Here is a 17,682-nt window from a genome sequence, read left to right on the forward strand (position 1 = left end):
CGATGATCCATGAAAACCGAAGGGGGAAAGTGAGTTCGAGCGACACTGGGTCCTCGGAGGTCACCAAGTGGGATCCTCAGCTGACCGAGCGGGTGCTGGGCTGGATTCGTCCGATCGTCAAGGGGTATCACCGTTCCCGGGTGCGCGGTCTGGATTCCTTTCCATCCGGTGGGGCGCTAGTGGTGTCCAACCACTCGGGTGGGTTGTTCGCGCTGGACATGCCGGTGTTCGCGACCGGTTTCTACGACAGGTTCGGCTACGACCGGCCCGTTTACACACTCAGTCACGACATCCTCGTGACCGGCCCGGCCGGCGACATCTTGTCCAAGACGGGCTTCATCCGCGCCAATCGCGACAACGCCGGTGCGGCGCTGCGTTCGGGCGGGGTGGTCGTGGTGTTCCCCGGCGGCGACTACGACGTCTACCGATCCACCCGGTCAGCGAACATCATCGACTTCAATGGTCGAACCGGTTACGTAAAGCCGCGCTAAACGTCGAAGTGCCCATCGTCCCCGCGGTATCCATCGGCGGGCAGGAAAACCAGCTCTGCCTGTCCCGCGGCGAAGGGCTGGCAAAACTGCTCGGGCTCGATAAGCTGCGGCTGAAGAACCTGCCCATCTCGTTCGGCTTCCCCCTTCGGACTGAGCATCATGTTGCCGGTCAATGTGCCACTGCCCACGAAGGTCGTCACCCAGGTCCTAGAGCCGATCGACATCCTCGCCCAGTTCGGCGCGGATCCCGACATCGACCAGGTCGACGCCCACGTCCGCCACGTCATGCAACAGGCTCTTGACAGGCTGGCCGACGAGCGCCGGTTCCCGATGCTGGGCTGATAGGCACCGGGCACCAGCTACGGGACCCTACGGGCGCACTGCTTGACCCAGGCGTGCCGCAACAACCCGCTTCGCCGAGGCATGAGTGGCCGCCAGCCGGATCAGTCACGGGCCCGCGCCGCCACAGGTCACACGTCCGCTGGAAGCCGCCCGAGCATTACGTGATGCGATGTGTATCGTGCCGGGTGCAGTCAATCCCGGCTGCATGTGTAGTCAAGGATCCGGCAGAGCGGTGCCAAACTTCAGCTTTGCGCAACAGACCGCGGGTCGTTCTGAAAGGTCGAGTTCAGGGCCGGACAACCGGCGGGCGTGGCCCCGACGGCACATGCTTCGACGACCGTCGGGGGTAGCGGGGCCGTTACTTCAGTACCGCGGGCAGCGCCGCGAACTCCTGGCGGATCAGATCGTCGAGAGCGCGGCCCGGTGTCGACAACCATTGATTGAGGGCACGTTCGACCAACAGCATCCCGACGGCCGCCAGCAGTCGGCACTCGTCATCGGGTGTCGGCAGATGTCGCCGTTCGGCGATCACCTTCGCCACTGTCGTCGCGTTGGCCTCGTGATTGCTACGCTCCCGGCCCAGCAGCACGAGCGATGACGCGACCGCTTCGTGGTACTGCGCGATGCGCGTGCGAATGCGCTTGAGCCCCGGCGCAAGCAACGCAAACGAGCTTGCCAGCGCCTCGAAGTCGGATAGCTCCTCGGGCTGCGCGAGGTAGACCCCGCTGACGGCGTCGATGAAGTCGTACTCACCGAAGAACAGCACCGACTCCTTGCCGGGGAAGTACCGGTAGAAGGTCCGCGGGGAAACGCCCGCGCCCTCGGCGATCTGATCGGTGGTGGTCTCGTCGTAACCGTTGGCGCTGAACAAGTTCAGGGCCGCCTCCAGCAGCGCATTCCGCGTCCGATCAGCATGCTCGTCACGCGGTGAACGATCGCCCCGTGCCATCCGCCACCTCCTCGACTGTCTCCGATGTCCCGACAGCGACAACCATGGCATCGGCCCATCGTTGACACCCGCGGCCGCGCCGAGGCTACAGCGCTAACTATGACAGTGTATTGCCAAAGTCCAATTCAGGCCTCGGCTGGCGCATGCAGGCGATTCTGGTCGCATCGCCGAACCCGGCGGAACGGCAACCACGCACCTCCGCAGATCCGCCGAACCACACTCGGTCACGCTGCTTTCGGGGGGTCGTTCCTCAGCCCCACAAAGGGGCGAGCGAGACAGAATCACGTTCAGCAGCAAGCGATCTGAGCGATGAGACCGCCACGATGGAGTGCGCCCCGTAGCCGATCTTGGCACGGGAGTGACCTCGCCGGCGTTCGTAAAGCCCGTCGCACAGTTCTCATGGTGGCCTTCATCGAAGACGCGCCGCGCGTCGACGTCCTGGTGCCGTTCGCCCAGGGTCACCACCAAGGACGAAAACCACGGGCCGCGTGTTGCCGAAGGACGCCAGGGCGATGCGGAGCAAGGAGGATGATGGCGATCGCGCACCGCACAGCAGGACAACACGAACGAAGTCCACCTGGACGGCACGGCGATCCCTCCGCGCCGGGGAGGGCCCCCTGAATGGATCGGACCGCGGCTCACACAGCCTGGCGCCATGGCTGATCGTGGAGATGAACGGCGTCGGACCCAGCTCAGCACTGGTTGACAATATTGTCAAGATCTCGCTTTAGCATCGCTGAAGTGGCTATATACCCGGCGCGTAAAAGGCATACGCCCATCACGACTCGTCAGTTGACAAAAACGTCAACAAGCGGGTTACGATGCCCGGGTGACTGTGCTGACCGGAGCTTCGCCGAGCGCGCGAACCGCGAGTGATGGGGGCGTCCATGCCACATCCACAGGCTGATCGCATTACTACTCGACTGACGCCGGCCGCCAGCACTCAACAGATGAACCGATGGACGCATGACTGACGTGTTGAGCGGGATCCGCGTGGTCGAGCTGGCCGCGTGGACGTTCGTCCCCGCGGCCGGCGCGGTGCTTGCCGACTGGGGTGCCGACGTCATCAAGGTCGAGCATCCTGAGACGGGCGACCCGCAGCGCGGGCTGATCAGTTCGGGGATCGTCACCGGCGCGGGGGAAGTGAACCACTTCGTCGAGCAGCCCAACCGCGGCAAGCGCAGCGTCGGGTTGGACACCTCCACCCCCGAAGGCCTCGAGCTGCTGATGACGCTGCTCGAAACCGCCGACGTCTTCATCACCAACCTGCTGCCCGACTCCCGACAGCGGATGGGCATCGACGTCGACCAGATCCGCGCCCGCAACCCGAAGATCATCTACGCGCGCGGCCACGGCTACGGCACCAAGGGCGAACTGTCCGCCCAGGGCGGTTTCGACCTGGCGGCGTACTGGGCGCGCGGCGGCATCGGCGATGCGTACTCCGACGGCACCGGCTCCTATCCTCCGATTCAGCGACCGGGCTTCGGTGACTCCTACGGTGGACTGGCGCTCGCGGCCGGCATTGCCGCAGCCCTGGTGAAACGCGAACGCACCGGTGAGCCATCGGTCGTCGACGTCTCCCTGCTCAACGCCGCAATCTGGCAGTTGGGCCCCGACATCGTCGGATCAGGCGTCACCGGTCAGGACATCCCAAAGTTCAACCTCGACGAGATGCCCAACCCGGTGGCGGGCATCTACAAGACCGGCGACAACCGGTTCATCGCCTTCGTGCTGCTACAGGCCGACCGATTCTGGTCGGACTTCTGCACCCGGCTGGGCCGCACCGACCTGATCGACGACGAACGCTTCGCCAATGCCACGGTGCGGTTCGGCAACCGCAAGCAGTGCATCGCCGAACTGCGGGCCAGCTTCGCGTCGGAGAGCCTTGCGCACTGGGAGAAGGCGTTCGCCGGGTTCGACGGCGTGTGGGACGTCATGCGCACCGCCCACGAGGTGCACAGCGATCCGCAGGTGATCGCCAACGGGTACCTGCCGCGGGTCACCGACGCCAAGTCCAACGAGTTCGCGCTGGCGGCAAGCCCCGCCCAGTTCAACGAGATACCACTGGACCTCACGCGCGCGCCTGCACACGGTGAGCACACCGACGCCGTGCTGGCCGAGCTGGGATTCAGCGAGGACGAGATCATCGAATTCAAGATCAACTCGGTGGTGCTGTAGCAATGCCGATCTCCGAGGGTCTCGCGCGCCGATTCCTACACGTCAACCTCAACTGCGCCTCGGTGCAGTCCACCGAGAAACTCTACGGCGGCGTACTCGGACTGACCACACGGATGCGGACCGATCCCCAGGTGCCCGGCGACGGCAGCATCATGGGCCTGGACGGCCAGACCTACACCGAGACCGCGTTCCTCTACGACGATCGCGGGGGCCGCCGCAGCTGCGCCTTAGAAGCCATCGAGTGGAGCACCCCACCGCTGCAGCGCGACACCAACACCGATCCGGTGCGACCCGGCATCCGCTCCACGCTGCTGACCGTCACCGATCTCGCCGCTATCACCACGGACCTGCGCGCCGCCGGAGTACGGGTCTCCGACCCCATCGACGGTCTCATCTCGGGCAGCAAGTCGGTGCTCGCCCTGGATCCCGACGGTGCGGTGATCGAGCTCACCCAGACGCCGCCGGACGCCGACCCCCACCAGGGTGCGCTGTTCGGCGGCATCCGCATCGCAGCCATCGACGCCACGGCGACCGTCGCCTTCCTCACCGAGATCGGCTTCGCCGTCATCGACGGACCCAAGCGGGTCCCCGTCTCAGGCGAACAGCTCGCCCCCGGCGGCACTGCGGAGACCGTGGACTGTGTGGCGGCACGGCTGGCCCTGCCGGAGGACGGCGCACAGTTCACCCTTACCGTGGTCGAGCATCCAGACACTGCCCGGCATCCGAGGGCCGACGGCGGCAACAGCCAAGGACTCTACCGCTGCGCGCTGCGGGTGGAGAACGTCGCACGCGCACTGGCTCTGCTTCCGGATTGGATTGCCGTGCAAGGTGATCCGGTGTGGTGTCCGCTGCCAGGCACCAAGATCGACGGACTCTACGTCGCCTTCCTGCACTCGCCGGACGGGGTGTTGTTTGAATTCGTCGAACGCCCCCTGTCATTCTTCACACCAGCACCGTCGCGGTGATGCCCGCGTGGAGAGTCCTGACATGACCGGCCTATCCGACCCGACGACGCCCTTCACCCGCCGTGGCGGGTGGGAACGCACACCGCGCCTCCGATGCCGTGGAACGTTCAACCGCACACAGCCACCCAGCCTGACGTTCATGCCGATCACAACATCGAGCTTGCTTCCCGAACTGCACCGAGAGGATATTCACTGTGAACCAACAGGTTCCGCTGGCTGAAGGATTGTTCACCTGGCCATCAGAGGATCCCGCTCTGATCGGCGGGCGATCCTCCGACGGACAGATCGTCTTCCCCTATCGCTCACACCGCATTATCGGCACCCGACGCGAAACGCTCGAGCCGGTGGAGCTACCGCGGCGCGGCACGCTATGGACGTTCACCACCCAGCAATTCCGGCCTCCGGCGCCGCCGTATGCCGGTGATGACGACGCGACGACTTTCACGCCGTTCGCGATCGGCTATGTGGAGCTTCCCGGAGCGTTGCGGGTGGAAGCCCGGCTCACCGAGAGCGACCCCGAGAAGCTGAGAATCGGTCAGCCGATGGAGCTTCGAATCGTGCCGTTGGGCAAGAACGCCGACGGCGATCAAACGATGATCTTCGCGTTCGCGCCCGCCGACGGCGACGACGCAGCGGAAGGGGACACCGATGGCCGCAAGTGACGTCGCAATCGTCGGGGTGGGCCTACACCCGTTCGGCCGCTACCCCGGCAAGTCTGCCCTGGAGATGGGCGAAGAGGCCGTCTATGACGCACTCGTCGATGCCGGTGTGGCGTGGACGGACATTCAGGCGCTCTACGCCGGCAGCATGGAGGTCAAGAACCCTGAGGCCATCACCGCGCTGCTCGGCATGACCGGCATACCCGCGCGTGCAGTGTTCACCGGATGCGCCACCGGGGGCACGTCACTGGCCATGGCAGCCAACGCAATCCGCGTCGGAGACCACGACCTGACGATCGCGATCGGCCTCGACAAACATCCCCGCGGAGCGTTCTCCGACCACCCCTCGGTATCCGGGCTACCGGATTGGTACGGCCAAGCGGGACTGTTCTTGACCACCCACTTCTTCGGAATGAAGATCAACCGCTACATGCACGACTACGGGATCAGCCACGAAACCCTGGCACGGGTTGCGGCCAAAGCCTTCCGCAACGGCGCGGCCAACCCCACGGCCTGGCGGCGCACACCTATCGGTGAACAGGAGATCCTGGCATCGCCCATCTTGAATTATCCACTGCGCCAGTACATGTACTGCGGACCCGACGAGGGTGCGGCGGCCGCAGTGCTGTGCCGGGCTGACCAAGCCCACAAGTACACCAAGCACCCCATTTACCTGCGGGCTTCCCAGCTGTTCTCCCGGCGTGCGGGCGCGCTGGAAGTTCTGAGCCCGTCCATCTCACTCACACCGGCGCCCAGTCCCACGGTCTTCGCGGCCCGGGCTGCCTTCGAGGAAGCCGGGATCGGTCCCGAGGACGTGGACGTGATCCAGCTGCAGGACACCGACGCCGGCTCCGAGGTCATCCATCTGGCCGAGAACGGCTTTTGCGCTGACGGTGATCAGGAGAAGCTGATCGCGGCGGGCGAGACCGAGATCACTGGCCGCCTGCCCGTCAACACCGACGGCGGCCTGCTGGCCAACGGCGAACCCGTTGGCGCGTCGGGGTTGCGCCAAATATTCGAACTGGTCACCCAGTTGCGCGGGCGTGCGGGCGCGCGCCAGGTGCACGCGCCGCGGGTCGGATATGCGCAGCTTTACGGCGCCCCCGGCACCGCCGCGGTCACCATCTTGTCAACCTGACCCACACACAACCATGGGAGTCCGAAAATGGCCGTAACCACCAGCCGCGCAGCGATCATCGCTGCCGCGCGCACCGCGATCGGCACCGCCCGCAGGGGCACGCTGGCCAACGTTGAGTCCAAGGATCTCGCCAAGCCGGTCGTGGCCGCGGCCATCGATCGGTCCGGTGTGGACGCCGCCGACTTCGAGGACCTGATCCTGGCCGAGGTCATGCAGGGCGGCGGTGACATCGCCCGTTACGTCGCGGTCGATCTCGGATTGACCGAGCTGCCGGGGCTCGCGCTCAACCGTCAGTGCGCATCGAGCCTCACCGCGATCGCGGTCGCCGCCGGGCAGATCGCCGCGGGAATGAGCCGGGCGATCCTGGCCGGCGGAGCTGAATCAGCCTCGACCGCACCGATGTCGCGCAAGCGCAAGCCGTTCACCGCCGGCAGAGACGCCGACGACTGGGTCGACCCGTGGTTCTCCTTTTCCCACCCACCGACCCCGGACGCGCCGGCAATGGACATGTCGATCACGGTGGCCCAGAACTGCGCGGTCCAGTTCGGAATCTCGCGGGAAGCACAAGACCAGTGGGCGCTGCGCTCCCACCAGCGGGCCATCGCGGCCATCGACGCACGGGCCTTCGTCGAGGAGATCGTCCCGATCGAGGTCCCGCAGGCCGACGGCAGCACCACGACCTTCGCCCAGGACGAGCACCCCCGTCGCGGCAGCACCCTGGAGACGCTGGCTGCCCTAAAGGTGCTACACCCCGAGATCGAGGGCTTCACCGTGACGGCCGGCAACTCCTCAGGCATCAACGACGCGGCCGCCGTCGTGGCACTGGCTGCGCCGACGACGCGCAACGATGTCCTGGCCAGCGTGCTGTCCTGGAGCGCGGTCGGGGTGGCGCCCAACCGCACCGGGAGCGCGCCGATCACGGCGATCCCCAAGGCGCTGGAGCTGGCCGGGCGAAAGATCGAGGACGTGGCACTGTTCGAGATCAACGAGGCGTTCGCCGCCCAAGCCGTGGCATGCGCCCGCGAACTGGGTCTAGATGAAGACATCGTCAACGTCTACGGCTCGGGCATCAGTCTGGGCCACCCGATCGCCGCGACCGGGGCCCGCATGGTCACCTCGGCGATCTATGAGTTGCGCCGCCGCGGCGGCGGCATCGGCGTCCTGTCGATGTGCGCCGGCGGTGGAATGGGTGCAGCCATGGTGATCGAGGTGGCCTGACGCGACCTATGCCCCGCACACAAATACGACGAGACCTTCCATGACCACCATCGGCGGGCAGACTCTCGCATGTCGGACGGCGCCACGGTGACGCTGACCCATGGCCGCGGCGACTTCGCCGCGGCACTGCGCACGGAGCTGAATGAAGCAGCAAGCTCACGGGCGGCTGGTGCTGGTTTCACGGTTGCCGTCGGCGATGGGGTCGGTCAGCTGCGCACAGTGGGCGACGGCACCGCTTTCGGTGCGGCGCTAAGCGCAGTGGCACGCGATATCGGCGGGATACGGTTGGTGCTCAGTTGGCTGACCGCGCCCTTGGACGGCCTCGAGTCGGATGTATTCGCCGAGGTGGTGGCGTTGATGCCGGGTTGGGGTGTGCGAGCCGTGCTGCGCAGCCCGTCAGCACGATTCCTGCCCACCAGCCTCGCCGCTCAGCCGGCGCTGCTGCTCGGGCCGTTGCGGCCCGACGTGTTGATCACCCGGCTGGTGCAGCGCGGCGACCAGCTCCTGTTTAGCACCGAGGTGTCCTGGCAGCGAGAGCTCATCGACGCGGGCATCCCGGTGTTGGCGGTCATCGACAGCACCGCCCCGGCCGCCAGCGCCGAGTCACCGCTGAATCCCGATCAGGTGCGCATCATCGGACGCAGTTGCGATGGCCCCTTTCAGTTCCTGCAGAAGGAGCCCGAACCGGTGCACGACGCGCTCGCCGATGAGGTGCTCAGATTCGTGTCCGCGGGAGCCCGGCTGCAGTATGGGCCGGGCCAGCTGGGCACCGCGCTGCTCCATCGCGCACGAGTTCCGCTGCGCCTAGACACCGGCCTGCTCACCGACGCCGTGGTCGATCTCGACCGCCGCGGCCTGCTTGTCGGTCAACCCTCGGCCACCTATCTGCTAGGCAGCGACGTCCTCTACGACTGGGCCGACGGCCGCCCCATCCTGCGGGGCGTCGCGCACACCCACGACCTGACCCGCCTCAGCCACGGCGAGCCCCTTGTCACGGTCAACACCGCGATCGAAATCGACCCCGCTGGGCAGGTCAATGTCGAAGGGGTGGGCGACAAGGTCGTCGGCGGCATCGGCGGGCACCCCGACTACTGCCGGGCAGGCCGACTGAGCCGCGGCGGTCTGTCCATCATCGCCGTCCCGTCCACCTTCAACGGGCAGTCACCGTTGGTGGATCAGTTGAGCCGGCCAGCGTCGACCCCGGCTTTCGACGTCGACATCATCGTGACCGACAAGGGTTGCGCCGACGTGCGTTTAGCGGACTGGGCGCAGCGACGCACGCTGATCACTGAACTGTTCGCGCGCTAGCAGATTCGGGAGCCTCGAAGCGGGGCCCGACCATACCGGACCATCGGCACGCGAGAGCGCGCGTCGCGTAGAGGAGAGAGAAGATGCACCCATGAAGGTGATCGCGTCCATCGACGATGCGATGCGACTGGTGGGCCACGAACTCGGAGTGAGCAGCTGGAAGGAGATTGATCAGGCGCGCATCGACACCTTCGCCGACGTCACCGAAGATCACCAGTGGATACACGTCGATGCGGACCGCGCAGCATCGGACAGTCCTTACGGCGCCACGGTCGCGCATGGCTTCCTGCTCCTGTCGTTGATCCCGAAGTTGAGCAAGGACAACTACGTCGTTCAGAACGCGAAGATGGGTGTCAACTATGGGCTGAACAAGGTCCGTTTCATTGCCGCGGTCACTGCGGGCAGTCGGATCCGCATTCGCTCCGAACTGATCGACGCCGCCAAAGTGGCCGACAACGTCGTGAACCTGACCGTGCGCCACACCATCGAGATCGACGGATCTGACAAGCCAGCCGCAGTCGCCGACCTGATCGCACGGTACGTGTTCTGAGCGGGCTCCGCATCGACGCACGGAGCAGAGCCAGACACCATCGGCAGCGATCGGCACCCGGACCCCCGCGCCGAGGAGCGGGCGCCGTCTCGCGACCGGGGGTTCAGACTTGATCGTCCTGCTCACGCCGGACTCGCGATCGCGGACCGAACGTGAAATTCGGTCGGGAACCACTTCTGGCCGACAGGTAGCGAGCGACCATCACAGCCGACCCGATCGGCGGGCTTCTTCTTGGTGATATCCGCGATGGTGGGCACCTGGGCGTGGCAGATCATTCTGCGCCAGCCGGCATCGTCGACGGGGTCGAACCTGTCGCAGCAGCGCCGCTGGCGAGGCATCTGCCGCGAGCAACTTTGCTGTGCGGGTCGCAGTGGGTTCGTCGCAGGAGTGCTCGGCGATCGGTGGCTGGCTCGTGGTCGCCGGCGGGTTCTGGCGCACGGTCGGTCTCCTCGCTGTGGTGCCTATCGAGCGAGAAGCGGTTTGAGTTTGGTGGCGATCAGTCGGATGTGATCCGCCACCAACTGCTCTGGCATTCCTGCGATGGATGACCACAGGAAGATCTCCTCGACAGGTGCGTCGTCGACATAAGTTTGCACCGACTCGGCGACGACCTCGGGGGTGTTGTGGACGAACGCCCCGAGCACCCTGCCCAAGTCCGATTCGCTGCGGATGCGGTCGGGGTCGACCGGACGGGGGAGGGGCATGTCGGTGTCCTCGACCATGTACCGCCGGTAGGAGTCGAGCTGATACCGCAGGTGTTCCTTCACCACGGGCCAGTCGGCCTCGGGGTCCTCGGTTACCCAACCCGAGAAGGAGCCCTTCATGCGACCCACCGACGCATCGTGACCACCCGCGGCGAGTCCCTCTCGGTAGTGAGTCCACAGAGCGCCGTTCGCGCTTAGCAGACCGGCACCGAGTTTCCCGGCTCGTCTGGCCCCTTTCGGTCCCTGGTAGCCGAGATAGATCGGGATGTGACCGTGGACCGGCGCAGGCACATGCCGGTCATCAGAGAAGATCTCACGCAACTCTGTGACCCGGCGGTCAGTCGTAGTGTAACGCCGGGAGATGTCCGCCCTGAACAGTTCGTACTCCGGATGGCGATACCCCGCACCGAGACCGAGGTCGAGCCGTCCGCCGGAGATCACGTCAACGATGGTCGCCTCCTCGGCGATCTGAATCGCCGAGCGCAACGGCGCAAGCAGAACGGCGGTGCCGAGCCGAACCTTCCGGGTGACCGCGCCCATCGCCGCCAACATCGTCAACGGCTGTGTGAGGTAGCCGTCCTCGAACAAGTGATGCTCACTGGTCCACACCGAGTCGATGCCGAGGTGGTCGGCCTCTTGGCACATCTCCAACGTGAACCCGTAGAGCCGACTCCAGTCCTGGCGCCACGCGGGCGGGTTGCGCATGTCGAAGTACACGCCGACCTTCATCGTCGAATCCGCGCTGTCAACTCTTGTCGCTGGACAGGATGGTCACCGCAGACACCGCGGTCGGCCCGCCGATATTGTGCGCCAACCCCACTCGTGCTCCGTCGACCTGGTTTTCGGCTTCGCCGCGCAACTGGTTGAACAGTTCGTAGCACTGCGCCACACCCGTGGCGCCCGGCGGGTGACCCTTGGCCTTCAACCCGCCGCTGGGGTTGATCGGGATCGACCCGCCGACGTAATGTTCCCGGCCCTCGACCAGTTTGTAGGCCTCGAACCGGCTGGCGAAACCCAGGTCTTCGTAGCTGATCAGCTCGACCCCGGTGAAGCAGTCATGCACCTCGGCGACATCGACATCGCGCGGTGTCAGCCCTGCCATGCTCATCGCGGCCTTGGCGGCGCGCACCGTCGGTGGAAACGTTGTCATGTCCGACTTGTGCTGATGCATCACCCGGTCCATACCCAACCCGACGCCGCGCACCCACACCGGGCTGTCGGTGTAACGGTCGACGACGTCCTCGGCAGCCAGAATCACCGCGGCGGCACCGTCACTCTGCGGCGTGCAGTCATAGAGCCCGAACGGGTCGGCAATGATCGGCGCGACCAATGCCTGCTCGACGGTGATCTCAAAGCGCAGTTGGGCTTTCGGATTGTTCAGGGCATGGAAGTGGTTCTTCACCGCCACCATCGCCATGTGCTCCTTGGTGGCCGGCGACTCGTGCAGGTACCGGGTGACATGCAATGCGAAGTTGGCCGGGGCGACCAACCCTAATGGGTAGTCCCACGCGGTGTCGCGCGTCAGCCCGGCCCACTCCCAGAACGTCGCGTTCGTCGCGGTCTCGCGGACCTTGTCCGCACCCACCACCAGCACCACGTCGTAGGCACCCGAGGCGATCGCCAGCACGCCGTTGCGGATGGCGTCATTGCCGGTGGCGCAGGCATTTTCGACTCTAGTCACCGGGATACCGGTGAGGTCGAGGGTGTCGGCCAGAATGGCCGCAGGGGAACCATCTGTTGTGGTCAACTCCCCGAACCAGACCGCCTGCACCTCGGACTTGCTGATGCCCTTGTCGACGTTGGCGACGCACTCGGCGTATGCCATCGGGATCAGATCTTTGATCCCCAGGTCGAAGTGCTCGCCGAACGCAGTCATTCCGGCCCCGACGATCGCGACGTTTCTCATGCCAGTACTCCTCGTGAATCGCGACCGGGCCAGAATGCGTAGCCGTAGTCCGGAATTCCGGCGCGGGTGGCGATCCGGCGGAGCACCACCGTACCGGCCTGGCCGATGGTGGCTTCTCCGGCCGGAACCCCAGTCACCTTGAGCAGCACTCGGACCGGGCTGCCGTCGAGCTGGACAACCGCCAGCGAATACGGGCCGGGCAGATCGGGTACCGGGATCCGCACCGTGGTGTGGGTGTAAACGGTGCCGGTGCGCGGCAACGGCTCGAGCCGATAATCGGTGGCCAGCACACCGTTGTCATCGACCCGAGCGCGAGGCGGGAACTGCGGTGCGGAGTCGATACCGGGCCGCTCCTCGAATACCGCAGCCTCCCAACGCAGCTTGGGATCGAACGCACGCGCATAAGCGGCCAGCGAAATCGGGATGCCGATGCCCTCGGCCGTCCGAAAGCTAGGCAGATCGCGACCCGTCACCTCATCGCGGGTGATCGTCGGCAATCGCGCGCTCAACTCCAGTTGCGCGGCGGTCACGCTGGACTGCTCGATAGCCAGCACCAAACCCGCTGTGCCCTTCTCGATGGCCGCGGCCAGGACGCGGATCAGTGCGGCCGCCGAGACCGTCGCGTCTTCGGCCGCGGCGCCCGTATCGAAACCACCCCCGAGTTGTCCTGCCGCGACTCCTGCGACCGCGGCGACGGACTGTGTCCCGTCGAGTCCCAGCCGGGCCAGCGTCGACTTCACCCCAACCTCACGCTGCAACCGCGGATCGGCATACACGTGCCGCTCCCCGTCCTGCCCACGCGCCATCGTCGGCAGGCTGCGGGTCTGTCGAGCGACCGTTGTCAACGCCGCACCCGAACCATCGACTCCGGTCAGCACCGCGGCGGCGGAGGCGACGGCATCGGTGTCATCGGCGGAGATGACGAGCGTGCCGGCGGGGGCAGACGTGATCTGGTCGAGCACCCCCGGCGCCCCTCCGAGAACCTCGGTCACCGGAATGTCGGCGGACAACGAAAGACCGGCGAGCAGCACAGCACCGTTGCCACCCTCCAGCAGGGGAAAGTCACGCGAGACGAGAACGACGCGTTGCGCAGAGGCCGCCGGATCGGCGGCGCGACCGGCGGCGACAGCCATGGTCAGTGCATCCTCGTCGGGTCCCTTGACCCGACGAGGATGGTTACCCACACCAGTCGTCCAGGGCGGAAGGTAAGTGCCAATAGACACGACGTCACTCACGGTGCTCAACCTCGCTCTAACGTAGGGACCGTGACACGCAGGTCCAGCTGCTCCTGGATGCTACGCGTGAATTAGATATATAGTTGTATGTTTTTGATGTGAGGTTTGCCACCCCGCTGGCCGAGAGTGGGGCTGGACTACTTCAACCGTCCCGCCGACACCGATCGCGACCTGCCAGTCCGCGGTCGAAACTCCGCTGCCGACGGCTTGACTACCAAAGCAATTGGGTCAATCGCGGCTTGGCAGGTAGCGATGGCGGCGATCGTGATGTCGGGGCGGCGACCCGGGCGCCGCTAAAATAACATCTAACTATTTTAATAAATCACTAGACGTCGCCGCTGCGCCGTGGGTAGCCTACGTCCATGCTGGGGTCGTCTTGCGCCGCAATGATATCGGCTGTAGAGACGGCGCGCGACCGCCGTTTCGGCGATGCCAAATCCGATTACGCGGTCCCCGCCAAGGCTGTGCTTTGCTCGCACGAAGTCCGCCGACCCGTACTGCCACCTCGCGGCTAACAAGGAGGAGTTTGGACATGCACTATCGGCCACTGCCCGTGCCTGCCTCGGTGGTTGCCGCCGCTGTCCTCCTGGGAATTCCCGTCGCGCATGCGGATGGCGACAACAACACGCTTATCCCGAACAATAAGCGACTCAATGACGGTGTCGTCGCCAACGTCTTCACCGTGCAGCATCAAGCAGGCTGCACCAACGACGTTAGGATCAGTCCGCAGCTGCAACGTGCTGCGCAGCGGCACACGGAGGATGTGCTGAACAGCCGCGCGCTAGACGGTGATATCGGCTCAGACGGGTCCACGCCACAAGACCGTGCCAATGCGGCCGGCTTCCATGGCCCGGTGGCCGAAACGGTGGCGATCAATCAGTCAATCGCAATCAGCGGGAACGATTTGATCAACCGGTGGTACCACGACCCAGCCTATTTCAACATCATGTCCAACTGCGCCCACAGCCAAATGGGGGTGTGGTCGGAAAACAGTCCGGATCGCACCGTTGTGGTGGCGGTTTACGGGCAGCCCCAAGGGGTTGGGGGGGCAACACCGGCGAGCACCGAGGGCCAGAACATTCCGCTCGACCCCAGCCCTGACTATGACGCCAGCGACGAACTCGAGTTCGGCTTCAACTGGCTGCCCTGGATCCTGAGGGGCGTGTACCCGCCGCCGGCCCACCCTCCGGAATAGAGCAGGGGTCGGCCGTCGTTGGCGCCCGGATCTGAGGAGTTAGCTTAGTGTCCTAGCACGCGACTTTTATCGTGAATGTGCCGGCGGCCCTCATGCTGGGGTTGTTGATGTCGAAGCCTTCGGCGTTCCCACGGATGGTATACGTGTAACCATTCATGGTGACGTCGGCTTTGCCGTCGAGGCCGTGCGTGTAACTGCCGGTGAATCCGCCCAGATCGGTGATATTGACTGACTTGGCAGTGAGCGAATTTTGGTTGGAGACAACCGCGTTCGTACCTGCCGCGGTGTCACCGGTAGTGATCATTGTTAGCGGTCCAACCGGCATGCATGTCACCGCATGGGTCATCGGAAGCGCCTGATCGTTGATCATCACCTGCGCGGTTCCGGCGGGCAGTGTTCCCGGCTGAGGTGCTGTTGCGCCTGGTGACGACGAGCATGCGCTGATACTCGCCGCTACGACGACAGCTGCGGACGCGTTGCTGAACCGCTTGTGCACGAGCGCACCTCGCTTCGTTTCGCCACCTGTGCCGAGCCCGCGATGAGAGCAATGTAGGCACCGCCCAGACCCGTCGGCAGCAGATCACTCTGCGAGCTGTTGGCTCGATCGAAACAACGGTACCCAACTTTTGTGCTGTGATCGCTGGATATCGCGATGGTTTTGCGAATTGATCTATCGGACCGCAATCGAGTCGCGTCCACCGCTCGCACGCGACCGCGCTCGAGATATGTGAATCATGCTGTGAAGTAAGGCCTTTCGGCGAGGTAATGCAACCGGATAGCCCGCCATCCTGGCGGCTAAGGACAGCAGGGGTTTTGGCCGGCGCTGACCGACCAGCCACCAGGGTCGCGAGTCGACGTAGCCGGCTTGGCTATCTGCGAGGCTTTAGCGACGCGACGAGCAGATTGCGCAGCACGCCCTCGTCACCAGCGTCTTCAGGCGTGGCGGGTTCAGCAATAAGGCTGAAGCTAATGCGGACAACCCAGCGCGCGAGGGTGTCGGCGCGAAGATCGCGGCGAATCTCGCCGGCGGCGGCAGCAGCCTCGAGGCGCCGCACGAGCGCGTCAGCGAGTTTGGCTCTCCACAACTCGGAGCCTTCGGCGGCGTGATAGGCAGCACCAAGGGCTTGGTGGTCTTCGACTAGTGATCGCAGTATCGGTGAGCCGCGGGCGATGTCGATCCCCCGCAGGCAAGCTGCGACGAGCTGAGCCAGGAAAGGTTCGTCAGTCTGCCAGCATTGCTCAACGGCTTGCAGCGTGGCGCCGAGCACTCGCACAAAGGAGGCCGCCAGCAGGGCGTCCTTGTTCGGGAAGTGGTAGTACACCGTCGACCGGTGCACACCCGCGCGCCGGGCGATATCGCCCATGCGAGTACGCACCGGCCCCTTCTCGGCGTAGCAAGCATCGGCCGCGGTCAACAAACGTTCGCGCGCCTCGCCCTCATCCGCAGGCGAGTCGGCGGCCCCCGATTTCGCACGACTTACTCTGGCGTGAGGGTCCACAACAGCACACTACGGTCTTCGCGGCATGCAGTTGGCGTGATAACGACAAGACCAACTGCTGCTCGGTAGTCGTTGTCCGTGGCGGACGGTGCGGCTCCTAGACTCGACCGCCGCGCCACCGAGGTGACGCTTGTTGAAGGCGCTGCCGCTCCGTCGTTCGTCAGCTCTGACACGATCGTGCCGCGTGCATACCAACGACGTTATATCCGCCAGTTAACCAGGTAGCAATCATCGAGCAGCGCGTGTGACTCACCGCGGTTCAGTACCCGGCGGATCCCTTGAGATTCCTCGGCAATGCATCAAAAAAAGATAATGATCTAATCCGATATATAGATAGATAATTTACTAAGCCAACTACGATTGGCGTCTTTCCTGTTCACGGAATCACCGTCGACCCTCGGCGCAATAAAGACGGGCCGCCTGCCTCGCCGCGAGCGGCGATTAACCGCCCGGCCAAATGGGGGCGTGGTCGGCAGTTGTCCAGAGCGCTAGGTAATGAGTTTTGGCGTTTGCGGCGGCACCGACCGATGTCAGGTTCTCGGACTTGTCGCCGCGCATAACCGCTGTTCACCGCTTCGTCGGGGCTTCGACGCGATCCAACGGCTGCTAGGTCCGTGTTGGACTGCGACCCAGTGGCTGCCCAGTCGTACACCCCGCGCCGCCCGGGACCGGGACGTCGGGATGGCACTATAAGGCATACACCACCACTCATTCGGTCTGATTTACGTTGGATCTCTGGATTTCTTAATTTGTTGCGGTGTGCAACAAAGACAAGCCTTAGTTGCACAAACACCTTCACGAAACATACTTATTACCTGTCGGTGACTAACCTGACACGACGTCGGTCGGAGATAATCGGCTAACAATGGTTCTAATTCAATGCCGACCCTAATCCCAGTTAAATAATTGAAATGAGACCAACCTTCCAGCAAATATGTTAGCGGCAGTTCAGTCGCCCTGAAACGGATCCTGAAAGTAGCGACACCCCGAAGGTTTCTGCCTAGCTGGCAGGACGATACCAGGCGATATCTGCACGGTACCGGGGTGGACAGCGCTCTCTGCCGATGTCCGCGGCCGATCGCCGCGAGGTCGCTCGGGGCGAAGGGATTGCGACATCCAAGCCAAAATTGTCGGACCGCACAGCAAATCAGGATAGTTACACAGACATCCACTGGGTTGCGTTGTTAGGAGTAGGCGATTCCTTGTTGCCCTGTGACAATGTCATGGTGTAGCGTCCCGCTGTGCTGTGGGCCACACATTGGAAGGCAGCGGGTTGTCTTTCCGTTGCCGGGGAGGATTCATCGTTTTAATGCGGGCTGAGTTTAGACACCAACGGGTGCACTAG

General features: G+C 64.6%; 15 protein-coding genes and 1 pseudogene. 9 read left to right on the plus strand and 7 right to left on the minus strand.

The features are described from left to right. Positions 1 to 2 precede the first annotated feature (2 nt). Positions 3 to 833: pseudogene (locus MRAB57_RS13960) on the plus strand (1-acyl-sn-glycerol-3-phosphate acyltransferase). A 358-nt stretch (positions 834 to 1,191) separates the two neighbouring features. Here the strand turns inward: MRAB57_RS13960 and MRAB57_RS13965 are convergent. Further along, a complete protein-coding gene (locus tag MRAB57_RS13965) occupies positions 1,192 to 1,782 on the minus strand; it encodes a TetR family transcriptional regulator (RefSeq protein ID WP_077079519.1) in 591 nt (196 codons plus the stop codon). Between the two features lie 966 nt (positions 1,783 to 2,748). Between MRAB57_RS13965 and MRAB57_RS13970 the strand changes: the two genes are divergently transcribed. The 7 genes from MRAB57_RS13970 (at position 2,749) to MRAB57_RS14000 (ending at position 9,798) form a co-directional block, all read left to right on the plus strand. After that, entirely contained in the window at positions 2,749 to 3,960 is a 1,212-nt protein-coding gene (locus MRAB57_RS13970; RefSeq protein ID WP_077087949.1) for a CaiB/BaiF CoA transferase family protein, read from the plus strand. A 2-nt stretch (positions 3,961 to 3,962) separates the two neighbouring features. Then, entirely contained in the window at positions 3,963 to 4,925 is a 963-nt protein-coding gene (locus MRAB57_RS13975; RefSeq protein WP_077087950.1) for a VOC family protein, read from the plus strand. A gap of 194 nt (positions 4,926 to 5,119) precedes the next feature. Beyond that, positions 5,120 to 5,587, plus strand: a complete 468-nt coding sequence (locus MRAB57_RS13980; protein ID WP_077079522.1) for a Zn-ribbon domain-containing OB-fold protein — start codon at positions 5,120 to 5,122, stop codon at positions 5,585 to 5,587. Beyond that, complete coding sequence (locus MRAB57_RS13985) at positions 5,574 to 6,722, plus strand: thiolase family protein (protein WP_077079523.1); 1,149 nt, start codon at positions 5,574 to 5,576, stop codon at positions 6,720 to 6,722. The genes MRAB57_RS13980 and MRAB57_RS13985 overlap by 14 nt, the downstream gene beginning before the upstream one ends. Before the next feature lie 27 nt (positions 6,723 to 6,749). Beyond that, positions 6,750 to 7,940: a thiolase family protein gene (locus MRAB57_RS13990; RefSeq protein WP_077087951.1), complete on the plus strand. Its 1,191-nt coding sequence runs from the start codon at positions 6,750 to 6,752 to the stop codon at positions 7,938 to 7,940. 69 nt (positions 7,941 to 8,009) lie between these two features. Continuing rightward, entirely contained in the window at positions 8,010 to 9,248 is a 1,239-nt protein-coding gene (locus MRAB57_RS13995; protein ID WP_083743409.1) for an acetyl-CoA hydrolase/transferase C-terminal domain-containing protein, read from the plus strand. A gap of 91 nt (positions 9,249 to 9,339) precedes the next feature. Beyond that, positions 9,340 to 9,798: a MaoC family dehydratase gene (locus MRAB57_RS14000; RefSeq protein ID WP_077079525.1), complete on the plus strand. Its 459-nt coding sequence runs from the start codon at positions 9,340 to 9,342 to the stop codon at positions 9,796 to 9,798. A 122-nt stretch (positions 9,799 to 9,920) separates the two neighbouring features. Here MRAB57_RS14000 and MRAB57_RS28595 read toward each other — a convergent pair whose 3' ends face one another. From MRAB57_RS28595 to MRAB57_RS14015, 4 genes are all read right to left on the minus strand, one after another. Then, positions 9,921 to 10,136, minus strand: a complete 216-nt coding sequence (locus MRAB57_RS28595) for a hypothetical protein (protein WP_131829132.1) — start codon at positions 10,134 to 10,136, stop codon at positions 9,921 to 9,923. A gap of 123 nt (positions 10,137 to 10,259) precedes the next feature. Then, complete coding sequence (locus tag MRAB57_RS14005) at positions 10,260 to 11,231, minus strand: LLM class flavin-dependent oxidoreductase (protein ID WP_077079526.1); 972 nt, start codon at positions 11,229 to 11,231, stop codon at positions 10,260 to 10,262. A 16-nt stretch (positions 11,232 to 11,247) separates the two neighbouring features. Beyond that, positions 11,248 to 12,408 carry a thiolase C-terminal domain-containing protein gene (locus tag MRAB57_RS14010; RefSeq protein ID WP_077079527.1) on the minus strand — a complete coding sequence of 387 codons (1,161 nt, stop codon included), beginning with the start codon at positions 12,406 to 12,408 and terminating at the stop codon, positions 11,248 to 11,250. After that, positions 12,405 to 13,643, minus strand: a complete 1,239-nt coding sequence (locus MRAB57_RS14015; RefSeq protein WP_077087952.1) for a Zn-ribbon domain-containing OB-fold protein — start codon at positions 13,641 to 13,643, stop codon at positions 12,405 to 12,407. The genes MRAB57_RS14010 and MRAB57_RS14015 overlap by 4 nt, the downstream gene beginning before the upstream one ends. Before the next feature lie 532 nt (positions 13,644 to 14,175). Here MRAB57_RS14015 and MRAB57_RS14020 point away from each other — a divergent pair. Then, positions 14,176 to 14,838 (plus strand): CAP domain-containing protein, encoded by a 663-nt coding sequence (locus MRAB57_RS14020; RefSeq protein ID WP_077079529.1) that lies wholly within the window; start codon positions 14,176 to 14,178, stop codon positions 14,836 to 14,838. A 52-nt stretch (positions 14,839 to 14,890) separates the two neighbouring features. On the opposite strand, the gene MRAB57_RS14025 is transcribed toward MRAB57_RS14020, so the two are convergent. Together MRAB57_RS14025 and MRAB57_RS14030 are read right to left on the minus strand one after the other, a co-directional pair. Then, positions 14,891 to 15,334 carry a lipoprotein LpqH gene (locus tag MRAB57_RS14025; protein ID WP_077079530.1) on the minus strand — a complete coding sequence of 148 codons (444 nt, stop codon included), beginning with the start codon at positions 15,332 to 15,334 and terminating at the stop codon, positions 14,891 to 14,893. Positions 15,335 to 15,707: 373 nt separating this feature from the next. Further along, positions 15,708 to 16,337, minus strand: a complete 630-nt coding sequence (locus tag MRAB57_RS14030) for a TetR/AcrR family transcriptional regulator (RefSeq protein ID WP_077079531.1) — start codon at positions 16,335 to 16,337, stop codon at positions 15,708 to 15,710. Positions 16,338 to 17,682 lie beyond the last annotated feature (1,345 nt).

This window comes from Mycobacterium rhizamassiliense, assembly GCF_900157375.1.
Taxonomy (GTDB): domain Bacteria; phylum Actinomycetota; class Actinomycetes; order Mycobacteriales; family Mycobacteriaceae; genus Mycobacterium; species Mycobacterium rhizamassiliense.